At 62.5% G+C, this 13,484-nt stretch carries 15 protein-coding genes; 7 read left to right on the top strand and 8 right to left on the bottom strand.

Translation table 11 applies throughout. The features are described 5' to 3' along the window. The first annotated feature begins 176 nt into the window (after window positions 1-176). Both AC3WOG_RS09370 and AC3WOG_RS09375 read left to right on the top strand, forming a co-directional pair. The gene (locus AC3WOG_RS09370; protein WP_492577723.1) at window positions 177-1,349 is read left to right on the top strand and encodes a 4-hydroxybenzoate 3-monooxygenase; all 1,173 of its coding nucleotides are present in this window, start codon (window positions 177-179) and stop codon (window positions 1,347-1,349) included. Window positions 1,350-1,572: 223 nt separating this feature from the next. Beyond that, on the top strand, window positions 1,573-1,827 hold the full coding sequence (locus AC3WOG_RS09375) for a hypothetical protein (RefSeq protein WP_492577724.1): 255 nt from the start codon (window positions 1,573-1,575) through the stop codon (window positions 1,825-1,827). A 198-nt stretch (window positions 1,828-2,025) separates the two neighbouring features. On the opposite strand, the gene AC3WOG_RS09380 is transcribed toward AC3WOG_RS09375, so the two are convergent. The 4 genes from AC3WOG_RS09380 to AC3WOG_RS09395 all read right to left on the bottom strand — a co-directional run bounded on the left by AC3WOG_RS09380 (window position 2,026) and on the right by AC3WOG_RS09395 (window position 3,287). Further along, a complete protein-coding gene (locus AC3WOG_RS09380) occupies window positions 2,026-2,274 on the bottom strand; it encodes a hypothetical protein (protein WP_492577725.1) in 249 nt (82 codons plus the stop codon). Window positions 2,275-2,352: 78 nt separating this feature from the next. Beyond that, window positions 2,353-2,751, bottom strand: coding sequence for a hypothetical protein (locus tag AC3WOG_RS09385; RefSeq protein ID WP_492577726.1), 399 nt, complete (start codon window positions 2,749-2,751; stop codon window positions 2,353-2,355). A 53-nt stretch (window positions 2,752-2,804) separates the two neighbouring features. After that, complete coding sequence (locus AC3WOG_RS09390) at window positions 2,805-2,942, bottom strand: hypothetical protein (protein WP_492577727.1); 138 nt, start codon at window positions 2,940-2,942, stop codon at window positions 2,805-2,807. 33 nt (window positions 2,943-2,975) lie between these two features. Further along, window positions 2,976-3,287: a hypothetical protein gene (locus AC3WOG_RS09395; RefSeq protein WP_492577728.1), complete on the bottom strand. Its 312-nt coding sequence runs from the start codon at window positions 3,285-3,287 to the stop codon at window positions 2,976-2,978. A 187-nt stretch (window positions 3,288-3,474) separates the two neighbouring features. Here AC3WOG_RS09395 and AC3WOG_RS09400 point away from each other — a divergent pair, with 187 nt between their 5' ends. Further along, complete coding sequence (locus tag AC3WOG_RS09400) at window positions 3,475-4,026, top strand: cytochrome b (protein WP_492577729.1); 552 nt, start codon at window positions 3,475-3,477, stop codon at window positions 4,024-4,026. Window positions 4,027-4,473: 447 nt separating this feature from the next. On the opposite strand, the gene AC3WOG_RS09405 is transcribed toward AC3WOG_RS09400, so the two are convergent. Continuing rightward, entirely contained in the window at window positions 4,474-5,073 is a 600-nt protein-coding gene (locus AC3WOG_RS09405; protein ID WP_492577730.1) for a GNAT family N-acetyltransferase, read from the bottom strand. Window positions 5,074-5,146: 73 nt separating this feature from the next. Further along, window positions 5,147-6,592, bottom strand: coding sequence for an NAD-dependent succinate-semialdehyde dehydrogenase (locus AC3WOG_RS09410; RefSeq protein WP_492577731.1), 1,446 nt, complete (start codon window positions 6,590-6,592; stop codon window positions 5,147-5,149). A 323-nt stretch (window positions 6,593-6,915) separates the two neighbouring features. On the opposite strand from AC3WOG_RS09410, the gene AC3WOG_RS09415 reads away from it, so the two are divergent. From AC3WOG_RS09415 to AC3WOG_RS09430, 4 genes are all read left to right on the top strand, one after another. Beyond that, window positions 6,916-7,119 (top strand): cold-shock protein, encoded by a 204-nt coding sequence (locus AC3WOG_RS09415; protein WP_492577733.1) that lies wholly within the window; start codon window positions 6,916-6,918, stop codon window positions 7,117-7,119. A gap of 537 nt (window positions 7,120-7,656) precedes the next feature. Further along, on the top strand, window positions 7,657-9,078 hold the full coding sequence (hpnJ, locus tag AC3WOG_RS09420) for a hopanoid biosynthesis associated radical SAM protein HpnJ (RefSeq protein WP_492577734.1): 1,422 nt from the start codon (window positions 7,657-7,659) through the stop codon (window positions 9,076-9,078). After that, window positions 9,075-10,235, top strand: a complete 1,161-nt coding sequence (gene hpnI, locus AC3WOG_RS09425) for a bacteriohopanetetrol glucosamine biosynthesis glycosyltransferase HpnI (protein ID WP_492577735.1) — start codon at window positions 9,075-9,077, stop codon at window positions 10,233-10,235. The genes hpnJ and hpnI overlap by 4 nt, the downstream gene beginning before the upstream one ends. 108 nt (window positions 10,236-10,343) lie before the next feature. After that, a complete protein-coding gene (locus tag AC3WOG_RS09430; RefSeq protein ID WP_492579752.1) occupies window positions 10,344-11,384 on the top strand; it encodes a flippase-like domain-containing protein in 1,041 nt (346 codons plus the stop codon). 25 nt (window positions 11,385-11,409) lie between these two features. Here AC3WOG_RS09430 and AC3WOG_RS09435 read toward each other — a convergent pair whose 3' ends face one another. Together AC3WOG_RS09435 and AC3WOG_RS09440 are read right to left on the bottom strand one after the other, a co-directional pair. Next, window positions 11,410-12,804: an ATP-binding protein gene (locus tag AC3WOG_RS09435; protein ID WP_492577736.1), complete on the bottom strand. Its 1,395-nt coding sequence runs from the start codon at window positions 12,802-12,804 to the stop codon at window positions 11,410-11,412. Next, window positions 12,804-13,463 (bottom strand): response regulator, encoded by a 660-nt coding sequence (locus tag AC3WOG_RS09440; RefSeq protein WP_341315584.1) that lies wholly within the window; start codon window positions 13,461-13,463, stop codon window positions 12,804-12,806. The genes AC3WOG_RS09435 and AC3WOG_RS09440 overlap by 1 nt, the downstream gene beginning before the upstream one ends. Window positions 13,464-13,484 lie beyond the last annotated feature (21 nt).

Genomic DNA, 13,484 nt, shown 5'->3' on the forward strand with positions numbered 1-13,484 from the left:
CGCAACAGAATGGGCGGGGCGGGGCGGGGCGGGGCGTGTCGCGGCGCCTCGCCTCGCCAGCTGCGTAGGCATTATCTCAAAACTGGATACTGCTTATCCATCATATCGCGTTGCGCGATACCGCCCATGATTGTCAAACTGAGCGCAAATCAAACACCGCATTCAGGAGACAACCCATGCGCACCCAAGTCGGCATCATCGGTGCCGGGCCGGCAGGCCTGCTTCTTTCCCATCTTCTTCATTTGCGCGGCATTGAATCCGTTGTGCTCGAAACGCGCAGCCGTGAACAGATCGAATCCACTATCCGCGCCGGCGTGCTCGAACAGGGCACGATGGACCTGCTCACCGAAGCCGGAGTCGGCGCGCGGATGAAGGCCGAAGGCGCACTGCATCATGGCTTCGAACTCGCTTTCGAAGGCAAGCGGCGCCGCATCGACCTGACCGGACTCACCGGCCATTCGATCACGGTCTACGCGCAGCACGAAGTCATCAAGGACCTGGTGGCCGCGCGCGTCGCCGCCGGCGGGGCGTTGCGTTTCAACGTGTCGGATACCTCGCTGCACGGCATCGATGCCGGCGCACCGTCGATCCGTTATCGCCACGCAGGCGAAGACCGTGAACTGCAATGCGACTTCGTGATCGGCTGCGACGGCTCGCAAGGCGTGTCGCGCGCGTCGATTCCGCAGGCTTTGCGCCAGGACTATGAACGCGTCTATCCGTTCGGCTGGTTCGGCATTCTTTGTGAAGGGCCGCCGTCATCGGATGAATTGATTTACGCGCGTCACGAACGCGGCTTTGCGCTGGTCAGCACGCGCTCGGCGAACGTGCAACGCATGTATTTTCAGTGCGATCCGAAGGACTCGGTCGATAACTGGTCCGACGACAGAATCTGGGCCGAACTGCACGCGCGCGTCGATTCGCATGACGGCCAGCACGTCGTGGACGGCAAGATCTTCCAGAAGAACATCGTCGGCATGCGCAGTTTCGTGTCGGCCACGATGCAGCATGGGCGGCTCTTTCTCGCCGGCGACGCCGCGCATATCGTGCCGCCGACCGGCGCCAAGGGGATGAATCTCGCCGTCGCCGACGTACGGGTGCTGACGAAGGCATTGAGCGCGTTCTACGTCGACAATCGCAGCGATCTGCTCGACAGCTATAGCGAAACCGCGCTTAAGCGCGTCTGGCGCGCCGAGCATTTCTCGTACTGGATGACGAACATGATGCACCGCATCGAAGGCGCGTCGCCGTTCGAGCGACAGCTTCAGGTCGCCGAACTCGACTACGTGACGACTTCGCGCGCGGCGGCCACGGCAATGGCGGAAAACTACGTGGGCGTCGCGGTGGTGTGAGAAAGCGGGCGGGGCGCCGCGCTGGCGCGGCTGCTGACCTGCTCGCGGACTCACTGCGGCAATCCCTTGATGCGCGGGCGTTTGCCATTGTAGTGCCTGACGCAACAGTGAATTCAGGAATCGAGGATTTATCCCCGATCGATCCGCTCCTAGACTGCAATAATCGGCTGCAAAAAAAAGTCACATCTGCAGCGCGTATAAGACAATCTCTGGAGGTGGCTTCATGAATTCGCTCATCAAAGCTGTTGCTATTGCTGTTGTTCTCAGCGCGCCGATTGCTTCGTTTGCCCAGTCGAATCAACCGGTCGTCCCCGCGCAGCAAAACACCCAGGCCGCGGGGCAACGCGTCTCGGAACAGAAGGACGCCGCGCAAGCCGATACCAGCGGTTATGGTTCGGGCAGCAACGGCACGTGGCAAGCCGGTCACTCGGACACGACGCTGAGTTCCTACTCGCCGCCGATCTACAACGCGCGTTAAGTGCATCACTAAGCGGCTCGCCTGGCAATTCACGAGTCGTGTTGAAAAAGGCCGGCGCCGGACGATATCCGGTGGCCGGCCTTTTGCATTTTTTCGTTTTTTCAGCTTCCCTGCATTCAATCCGTCTTGCAACAAAACGGGGGGCGTGACCGCGAATTCCATCGCGCGACACGCCGGCCCGGCATGCGCCGATATCCGCTATAGCGCGCGCAACAACATCACCTCATTTTGCAGCAGCGCGAGAAGGTCGTCGTCAGTGGGCTTTGTGCCCCAGTGCCGCGCTCCCGCCACCGACGCAATCGCGATCCACGAGTGAGGCGGAAACCATTCGCGCAGCACGGCGCCGTCCTGACGCAAGCACAATTGGCCGGTCTGTTCGCTGTATTCGGCGGTGATGAGCGTGCCATCGAATTGCGCTGTTACACGCCGTGGATCGTTGCGTAGCAAATCGTCGCTCCTGCAAATGGTGTGACGCGCAGGCTTGCCTGACCCGGCGTCGTCACGGACGACGCCGTCGACCGCGCCTTAGTGATCACCCCGGCCGTGGTCGTCTCCATGACCGTGCCAGTCGCCATGGTCCCCGCCACCGCGGCCGTGCCAGTCGCCGTGCGGGCCGCCGCGATAATCACGCGCGTCGTGCCATTCACGGTTGTCATGGTGACGCTCTTCCCACTCCCGTCGTTCCCAGTAGCGGCGACCGTCGTAATACCGGTCGCCGTACCAGCCCGGACTCACGACCACCACCGGAGGCGGTTGGACGTAGACCGGCGGAGGCGGTGCGTACACCGGTTCGGGTGCGTACACGGCGCCCGGAATGCCGATGTTCACGCCGACGTCGACGTGAGCCAGCGCGACCGAAGATGCGCCTATGCCCAGACTGGCAACGATGGCCATGAATAGCCGACGGTTTCGTGAAATGCTCATGATTTATTCTCGGGTTTTACGATTGAGCGCGGGATTGCGCAGGCAGGTTGTGCTTAGTCGTGGTCGTCGTGATCGTGGCCGTGATAATGGTCATGACCGTAGTAGTAACCGCCCTCAGGGACCACGATGCAACCGCCCAATGCACTCCCGAGAATGACGGCCAAAAGTATCAGCGCGAGAATTCTTTTCATGACGTTGTATTCCCCTCTACGTGTGATCGAACTCTACTGAGCGGCCAGATTACCGGTGTGTTCGTGTGTAACAGGACGTGTCGTTTCCTTTGTGCGCTGGCGGCGTGAGTGGGGCGAATCGGCGGGATTTTTCGGCACCGCGATTGGGCGGGTTGCAGACGCCAGGATTCCGGTCAACCCGTTGACCACGTTATGAAAAGCGTCCCGCATCGTCGCATCGGGCGCCTTCGCGCCGGCTGATTCGCGGGCCAGTAAAAGGGCGCGGAACGCGCGGCGCGGCATATCGTTTCGCGCGTGTCCGGCGGAAACATTCAGTTTCAGACTCGAGGTGGGAGGCAGCGTCATGGGCCAAAAATCGTATGTTTTGTGCGATACCTATGTACAACCGGCCGATTCGCCGGGGTGAGCCCCGGTCGAGCGACATCAGCTTGTCTTAAGGTTCGGGCCGTAGCATGCACAACGCCTGCGGCCAACATTCCTGGGCGTCGATGCCAAGACGCTGCCGCTTAACGATGGCTAACAAACTCTCACGATGATGCGATCCGACGAAGCCAATTTCCCGCGATATGCCGCAAGCTATGACGGCGTAGCGAAGTTTCTTCACTGGCTGGTGGTGGTATTGATCGCCGCGCAGTTCGTGATCGGCTGGACCATGCCCGACATTCATAAGGGCACGCTGCCCACGGGTTTGATCGCGTGGCATCTCGGCGTTGGCGCGGCACTGATAGCAGCAGTGGCGGTGAGAATAGTCTGGCGTCTGACGCATACGCCTGCGCCCACCACGCTTTCGCCGCTGCTTGGCGTTGTGTCGCGCATTACGCACGCTCTTCTGTACGTCGCGCTGGTCGGTGTGCCGTTGCTGGGTTGGGCCAACGCATCGTCGCGCGGATGGTCCGTCAAACTGGCCGGCCTGCTACCTTATCCGAGCCTGTTGCCGACCGGTTCGCAAGTCGGCCACACGATGGGTGACGTCCACGGGGTTCTGGCCTGGGTGCTGTTCGCACTGATCGGACTGCACATCGCGGCCGCGCTGTTTCACCGCTTCATTCTCAAGGATCAGGTCTTGCAGCGGATGCTGCCTTGACCGCGATGTTCAATCGCAACGCTTTTGACGCGATTGCATCGACGATGACATCCGTGCGCGAATGGTCACGCGGGTCATCAAAACTCGCCGCGTGATAAGCACGTAAAAAAACAAGTCTTTTACGCCAACCGGGAACACTGGTTAGATCGAAGGGTTGACTGTCTGTCAGCCCATTCGAGTCCAACCGCCTCTCTCGCCGGTCAGCCGTGAGCACAATCACCGAAGCATTCGACCCGCACTCTCCGGCGCTCGTCGCGCGCCGCGTCGAACCGGCTCAGGCTGCGAGGCTGCCTGAGCCACCCGGGCCACCTGAGCCGGGTGCTCCCCGACACCCTTCGTCACGCACTCTCAGGAGAACTCATGAACCTTTCGATCAGGTGGGCGGAGCCGTTGCTGCTCGTCACTGTTGTCGAGCGTATCCAAGGCGTCGACTCGCGGCGTTTTTACTCACTGTCCCAACTTCCGCTCGAGCATCGCCTTCACCTCCGCCCACTCGGAATCGATAATGCTAAAGCGCACCGAATTGCGCTTGCGGCCATCCGGCATGATGCGTTCGTGCCGGACAATGCCTTCCTGTTTGGCGCCGATCCGCAGAATTGCCGCTCTGGATTTCTCGTTCAGTTCGTCCGTGGTGAACTGCACGCGCACGCACTGCATAACTTCGAACGCGTGAGTCAGCAAAAGGTATTTCGCTTCGGTATTGACCCTCGAGCGTTGTACCGACCCGCTTAGCCACGTGTGGCCGATTTCCAGCTTTCGGTTCACCCGGTCGATCTTCCAGAACCGCGTGCTGCCGACGATCGCGCCGGTATCGCGCCTGACGATCACAAAGGGCATCACCGTGCCGGCATGTTTCCCTTCCAATGCCGTAGCGATGTAACTGCCGACGGTTTCGGGCCCAGGCACTACGGTCAGCTTCATGTTCCACAGTTGACCGTCCGCGGCGGCGTCGAGCAGACCCTGGGCGTGTTCCTGCTGAAGCGGCCGAAGCTCGACAGTCTGTCCGGTCAGCGTAGGTTGAATAAAACGAGGAGCGTTGTCGTTCATAACAATAAAAAGGTCCGCGAAGAACCCCTCGCGGACCTGACACGGTTAGCAGTTAAAAAGTCGAAAAACCAGCTTACACAGCCATTACCGTAACCGCCTTGGTGACCAGATAAGCTTCCATGGCTTCCGGTCCGCCTTCCGAGCCGTAGCCGGAATCCTTCACGCCGCCAAAATGCATTTCCGGCGTGGGGGTGGCAGGCTGATTGATCCACAGCATGCCGACTTCCATCTGTTGCGACAGCAGATGCACGTTGCTGAACGACTTCGTGAAAGCATAACCGGCGAGCCCGTACGGCAGACGGTTTGCTTCGGCGATTGCCTCTTCGAGCGTGTCGAAACCACGGATCGCGGCGATCGGACCGAACGGCTCGTTGTTGAACACGTCTGCTTCGAGCGACACGTTGGTCAGCACGGTCGGCGCGAAGAAGTTGCCTTCCGAGCCCACACGTTCGCCGCCTGTTTCGACCTTGGCGCCGGTTTTGCGCGCGTCGTCGAGCACCTTGGCCATCGCGCTGAGACGGCGCGCGTTGGCGAGCGGCCCCAGGGTCGTGCCTTCGGCGAGACCGTCGCCGAGCTTGAGGCTTTCCGCGTGCTTGACGAGCGCCGCCGCGAACTCTTCGCGGATGCTGTTATGCACGAGAAAGCGCGTGGGCGAGATGCACACCTGGCCCGCGTTGCGGAACTTCGCGCCGCCCGCCGCCTTGACTGCCAGCGCGACGTCCGCATCTTCGGCCACGATGACGGGCGCATGACCGCCCAGTTCCATCGTCGCGCGCTTCATGTGGGCGCCGGCCAACGCGGCCAATTGCTTGCCGACCGGCGTCGAGCCCGTGAACGTGACCTTACGGATCACCGGATGCGGAATCAGATAGCTCGAAATCTCGGCTGGGTCGCCGAACACGAGGCCGACCGTGCCCGCTGGCACGCCTGCTTCGACGAAGGCCTGCAGCAGAGCGGCCGGCGACGCCGGGGTTTCTTCCGGCGCCTTGACGAGGAACGAGCAGCCGCTCGCGAGTGCCGCGCTCAGCTTGCGTACGACCTGGTTGATCGGGAAATTCCACGGTGTGAACGCCGCCACCGGGCCGATCGGCTCCTTGAGAACCAGTTGCTGCGCTGCCAGATTGCGCGCCGGCACGACCCGGCCGTAGACGCGGCGGCCTTCGTCGGCGAACCATTCGATGATGTCCGCGGCGGACAGCACTTCGACGCGTGCTTCGGCGAACGGCTTGCCCTGTTCCTGGGTCATCAGGCGGGCGATGTCCGAAGCGCGCTCACGCACCAGCGCCGCGGCTTTGCGCATCGTGGTTGCGCGTTCGTTGGCGGGAATCTTGCGCCAGGCTTCGAAGCCGCTTTGCGCGGCGGCCAGCGCCCGGTCCAGGTCGGCGATGCCGGCGTGGGCGACCTTGCCGATGGCCTTGCCGGTGGCGGGATTGACGACGTCGAGGGTTTTACCGCTGGCGGCGTCGCACCACTCGCCGTTGATCAGAAGCCGGGTATCGGTATAGCTTGAGATGGCCATGCTGGGTTCCTGTGAGTTGGAGAACGATAGGTCGCGCGGTCGGTTGTGGGACGGTGGCGGGACCTGCGCGGCCCGGAATGGACTGTCGATAGGGACGATCTTATCTGATTGCGGGCGGTGGCGTGCTTGCGCGTGCTCATGCCTGGCGCGTTGCACGCGGCTCGGGGCGGCGGTTGCCGCGGCTGAAAAATCCAGCCAAAGCGTCGGCGCGCAAACAGGCGTAAAGTCAAACAGCGGCTGCAGGAACTGGCTGGAGCCAGTAGTAGCAGGCGCTAGACGGCGACTGCAGTCCCGATCAACCAAGGTGCAAGCGAGGAATTGACATGCCGACCGGTACAGTGAAGTGGTTCAACGACGCAAAGGGATTTGGCTTTATCACGCCGGATGACGGTGGCGAAGATCTGTTTGCACATTTTTCAGAGATTCGCAGCGAGGGGTTCAAGTCGCTGCAGGAAAATCAGAAGGTTAGTTTCGAAATCAAGCAGGGGCCGAAGGGGAAGCAGGCGGCTGATATTAAGCCAATGTGAGGAGGTGTTTTTTGCCTTTGGCGGCGGCATTTTTCTGTGTGCCTATGGCGTTGGCCTTTCTTTGATTTGATATTGGTTTATTAGCGTTCCCCCGCACAGGGGGAACGCTAATAAACCAATAAGAAAAGAAAAGACCAACACCGTGGGCACACGGCTAAAAAGCGCCGAGCAGGCAAACAGCACAGGGGGAACGCATAAGCCAATATCAAATCAAGAAAAGGCCACCGCCGCAGGCGCACAAAAACCAATAAGAAGAGAAAAGGCCACCGCCGCAGGCGCACACAGAGACCAACCCGCCGGGAGGGCAAACAGAATAAGCAAAGACCCATGCGGCAGGCATACAGACAAACAACCGCCGGCGGCAAAAACCCCACGCGCCAAGCGTGCCAACCCTTAAGGTTTCCTTCAGCTTTGCTCCGTACTATTTGCGCGATTACTCGCAAACCCGCGCATCCCCGCGCCCATCCGCGAGGCAATGATCCCGATAGTTTTCTGACAGAAAACTGAAAGCACCGATCAAGGCTTGCTGGAGCATTCATGAAAACCCTGTTCTTGCAGGCGCCGTCGTACGACGGTTTTGATGGTGGCGCGGGTTCGCGCTATCAGGCCAAACGTGAAATCCGCTCGTTCTGGTATCCGACGTGGCTGGCGCAGCCCGCCGCACTCATCCCCGATAGCCGCGTACTCGACGCCCCCGCCGACGGCCTGTCCGTCGACGCCTCGCTCGACATCGCGCAGCAATACGATCTGGTGATCATCCACACCAGCACGCCGTCCTTCCCCACCGACGCCCTGTTCGCCGAAGACCTGAAAAAGCGCAAGCCTGCCGTGCTGATCGGCATGGTCGGCGCGAAGGTCGCGGTCGATCCGCACAATTCGCTGACCGCGAGCGAGGCGATCGATTTCGTCTGCCGCGAAGAGTTCGATTTCACCTGCCAGGAAGTGGCCGAGGGCAAGCCGTTCGCGCAGATCCTGGGCATGAGCTATCGCGCGCCCGACGGCTCGATCGAGCACAACGCGGCGCGTCCGATCCTCGAGAACATGGACGAGCTGCCGTTCGTGGCGCCGGTCTACCAGCGCGATCTGACGATCGACAACTACTTCATCGGTTATCTGAAGCACCCGTACGTGTCGATCTACACGGGCCGTGGCTGCCGCTCGAAGTGCACCTTCTGCCTGTGGCCGCAGACGGTCGGCGGCCACCGCTACCGCACGCGCTCGGTCGAGAACGTGCTCGAAGAGGTCAGGTGGATTCGCGACAACATGCCTGAGGTCAAGGAGATCATGTTCGACGACGACACCTTCACCGACTTCAAGCCGCGCGTCGAGGAGATCGCCCGCGGTCTGGGCAAGCTGGGCGTGACGTGGTCGTGCAACGCGAAGGCGAACGTGCCTTACTCGACGCTGAAGATCATGAAGGAAAACGGCCTGCGCCTGCTGCTGGTGGGCTACGAATCGGGTGACGACCAGATCCTGCTGAACATCAAGAAGGGGCTGCGCACTGACATCGCGCGCCGTTTCAGCGAAGACTGCCGCAAGCTCGGCATCAAGATTCACGGCACCTTCATTCTGGGGCTGCCGGGCGAGACGCAGGACACGATCCAGAAGACCATCGAGTACGCGAAAGAGATCAATCCGCATACGATCCAGGTGTCGCTTGCCGCGCCGTATCCGGGCACCACGTTGTATAACCAGGCGGTCGAGAACGGCTGGCTCGAAGAGAACAAGGTCATCAATCTCGTCAGCAAGGAAGGTGTGCAACTCGCGGCGATCGGCTATCCGCATCTGTCGCGCGACGAGATCTACCACCAGCTCGAGAACTTCTACAAGCGCTTCTATTTCCGGCCCTCGAAGATCTGGGAAATATTGCGCGAGATGCTGACGAGCTGGGACATGATGAAACGGCGCCTGCGTGAAGGCGTCGAATTCTTCCGGTTCCTGCGCGCCCACCAAGCGTGATCGCCGCGCATCTGCTCGCCGTCACGCTGGCCTATGCGTGCGCGGCGGGCGCGGTCTTCGGCATCGGCTACACGGTGCTGGCCGGCGCGCTGATTGGCCGGTTCTTCGCGCGAGCGGTGTCCGAGCCGACCAGCTTTCCGCCGGTCACGATCGTCAAACCCCTGCACGGCACTGAGTGGGCGTTGCTCGGCAACCTGTCGAGCTTTTGTCAGCAGAATTACCCGGGCCCCGTGCAATTCCTGTTCGGCGTGCACGAATCGACCGACCCCGCCTTGCAAACCGTCGACGATCTGCGGCGTCTGCATCCCGAAGCGGACATCACCGTGGTCGCCGATGCGCGCCTGTACGGCCCGAACCGCAAAATCAGCAACATCCTCAATATGCTGCCGCACGCGCAGCACGACGTGCTGGTCTTCGCGGACAGCGACGTGAGCGTCGGGCCGGACTATCTGCGCAACGTGATCGGCGAATTGCAAAAGCCGGGCGTCGGTCTCGTCACATGCGTTTATCGCGGGCAGCCCGATCCGGGCTTCTGGCCGCGCTTGTCGGCCAAGGCCACCAACTACCAGTTTCTGCCCGGCGTGGTGATGGGGCTGGCGCTCGGTCTCGCGCGCCCGTGTTTCGGGCAGACCATCGCGATGCGGCGCGACACGCTCGACAAGATCGGCGGCTTCACGCCGTTCGTGCGGCATCTGGCCGAAGATCACGCGATCGGCGAAGCGGTGCGGATGATCGGCGAGAAGGTGGTGATTCCGCCGTTCACGATCTCGCATGCCTGCGTCGAAACGAGTGCGGCGCAATTGGTCGCGCACGAATTGCGCTGGAGCCGCACGATCCGCAGCATCGATCCGCTCGGTCATCTCGGCTCGGCGCTGATTCATCCGCTCGCCTTTGCGCTGCTCGCCATTGCCTTCTCGGGTGGCGCCATATGGGCCTGGCTGCTCGCGCTGGTCGCCGTATGCGCGCGGCTGATGCTGAAGTTGCTGTCCGACCGGGCGTTGCGGCAAGCGCATCGCGACCTGTGGCTGCTGCCGTTATGGGATATCGTGTCGTTTGCGATTTTCGTGGCGAGCTTCCGGTCGTCACGCGTAATCTGGCGCGGCTTCAGCTTCAAGGTGGACGGCGACGGCTTGCTGTCGGCGGCTCAGGACGAATGACGCAGAACGAATGACGGATCGACAGCAGGTTGGGCAAGCGATGATGGGCAGGTATTTCGAAGACGGTGTCGGCGGCGGCTCGAAGCACAGGCGAAAGGTGCTCGCGTGATGAAGCATCTCGGCCGCGTGGCCGCGCTAGCCGGCTTGCTGGTTTCGCTGTGGCTGGTCTGGCAAGGCAACCCCGGCGCCGTGCTCGGCGCGCTGCGCGCCGCGGGCGCCGGCCTGCTGCTGGCCGCCATCGCGCACGTGCTGCCGATGCTGGCCAATGCCGCCGATTGGCGTTCGCTGATTCGCGGCGCGAACCGGCCGAGCCTCGCCGCGATGCTGCATCTGGTATGGGTGCGCGAATCGGTCAATAGCATGCTGCCGGTCGCGCGCGTCGGCGGCGAGGTCGTGTCGTTCCGGATGCTCAAGCGCTGGGGCGTGCGCCCGTCGACGGCGGTCGGCAGTCTGATCGTCGATATGCAGCTCACGGTGATCAGCCAGCTGCTGTTCACGATGGTCGGCATCGGCTTTCTGTTCGCGCACGCGCATTCGGATACGCTGCGGCTCGCCGGGCAGCTGGCGTGGGGCGTCGTCGTACTGACCCCGCTGCTGGTGCTGTTTGCGCTCGTGCAACACGCCAGTCCGTTCGAGCGCATCACACGCGCGCTCAATCATATGACCAGCGGCAAGCTGGCCGCGCTGGTCGGGCAGTCGGCGCAGATCGATCAGGCCATCAAGCTGATCTGGCGCCGCCGCGCCGTGGTGCTGCGCTATCTGTTCTTCTGGCAACCGCTGCAGTGCTTCCTGACGGCGCTGGAAATCTGGCTGGCGCTGTACTTCCTCGGTGTGCACGTGACGCTGACCGAAGCAGTGGTGATCGAATCGCTGATCCAGGCGGTCAGCAGCGCGGCTTTCTTCGTGCCGGGCGGGCTGGGTGTGCAGGAGGGCGGTTTCATTCTGATCGGCGGCGCGCTGGGCCTCGATCCATCTATCTGTCTCGCGCTGGCTGGCGCGCGGCGTATTCGTGACCTGCTGATCTTCGTGCCGGGACTCATTGCGTGGCAGTTCGCCGAGTCGTCGACTCGCGCGCCCGGGCATGCGGAGCGTCAGGCGCTTCCCGAACTCGCGGAGCGAGGGGGAATCCGCGAGGCGAGTCAGCGCTGAGCCGGAACAGTCTCCCAACGCCGCCTCAGCGTGCTCCCGCGTAAGCAGGAAATGAGACCTCGACGGCGAGCCCACGCTCGCCGATACCCGCGCCGAGGTGCAGGCTCGCGTCGAAATGCTCCGCGATCCGCGCGACGATCGACAGGCCGAGGCCGCTGCCCGTCGCCTGATTGCCGGTCGCGCGAAAGAAGCGATTCGTCAGATGAGCGAGCTCGCCGGACGCGACTCCCGGGCCGTCGTCTCGCACCGTGAGCCGCACGCGGTCGAGCGCGTGCTGCACCGCGACCTCCACGCTGCCGCCGGCGCGCCCGTATTTGATCGCGTTATCGAGCAGATTGTCGAGCAGGATGCCGATCAGCACAGGCTCCGCATTGATCTCGGCGTGCAGGTCGCCGGTCAGCGTCACGCGAATATTTTTTTGCTGCGCATTGCGCTCGTTGGCGAGCAGCGCGTCTTTGGCGATTGCGGCAGGCTTGAGCGGCGCGGTCGACATTTTCTCGTGTGCATCCAGCCGCGCAAGCAGCAGTAATTGCTCGGCGAGCCGCGCGCTGCGGTCGACTCCTTGCACCACGCGCTCCATCGCCAGCCGCTGCAATGCGGCGTCCGGCTCGGCCAGCGCGACTTGCGCCTGCACCTTGATCGCGGCGAGCGGCGATTTCAGTTCGTGGGCGGCGTCCGCGGTAAACGCGCGTTCGCGTTCCAGCGAGTGCCGCAAGCGCGACAGCACCAGATTGATCGCATCGACAAGCGGCCGCACCTCGGTGGGCGCATGGCCGATGTCGACCGGCTCCAGCCGGTTGATGTCGCGCACGCGGATCGCGCCCGACAGAATCCTGAGCGGCGCCAGACTCCAGCCGATGCCGAACCACACCAGCAACGCCAGCGCCGGCAGCGCAAGCAGCGTGGGCCGGGCAATCCGGCTCGCGACGCCGCTTACCAGATCGCTGCGCGTGTTGGCCGGTTCGAACACGCGCACGGTGTGACCGAGCGCGGTGTCGCGCAAGGTGAATGAGTGCCACGCCTTGCCGCCCAGCGTGATGTTTTGCGCGCTGCTTACCGCCGGCACCGGCAGGTCCCACGCCTGCAACGAACGCAATTGCGGGCTGCCCGCCAGCACATCGCCGTTTGCGCCGCGCACCTGAAACAGCGCGTCGCGTGGCAAGCTGTCGTCGTCTTCGTTGTTGGCGCCGGGGCTGCCGCCTTTTTCTTCCTCCCGCACATCGATGCGCGCATTGGCGAGCGTGACCAGATTGCGCTGATCGAGCAGGGCGAGGATTTGCGCCAGTTCGGCGAGGCGCGCGTCTTCCCATTCGCCGACTTCGCGCGTGGCCTGACGATAGGCCGATACCAGCGCGACGCCCCATATCAGCGCGATGCTGACCAGAATCAGCAGCATCAGCCGACGGCGTATCGACGACATCACGCTTTCTCCACCACGTAGCCGATATTGCGGACTGTTCTGATCAATTTCGCGCCGAGCTTCTTGCGTAGATTCGACACATGCACTTCGATGGCATTGCTTTCAATTTCTTCCTGCCATCCATATAGGCTTTCTTCGAGGCGCGAACGCGACTGGGGAATACCCTGATTGGTCAGCAACTGCATCAGGATCGCCCATTCACGCGAGGTGAGGGGCACGCGCGTGTCGCCGATCTCGACCGTTTGCGCGGCCGGGTTGACGGTCAGCTCCTGATAGCGGATCACCTCGATGCTGCGCCCTTGCGCGCGGCGCAGCAAAGCCCGGCAACGCGCGATCAGCTCGGTCAGATCGAATGGCTTGCCGAGGTAGTCATCGGCACCGGCTTCGAGGCCGCCGACGCGATCGACCACCGTGCCCTTCGCGGTCAACACCAGCACCGGCACGTCCTTGCCCGCGTCGCGCAGGCGCCTCAGAATTTCCTCGCCCGACACCCTGGGCAAGCCGAGATCCAGTATCACGAGCGCATAGGCGGTAGTGGTCAGCGCGAGATCGGCCTTGTGGCCGTCGCGCGCCCAGTCGACCGTAAAACCGGCTTGGCGCAGTCCCGCTTCGATACCGCAGCCGATCAGGTCGTCGTCTTCTACGAGGAGTAAGCGCATGAGTCAGTTCATTCCGTTCAG

The organism is Paraburkholderia sp. FW306-02-B, from assembly GCF_058782725.1.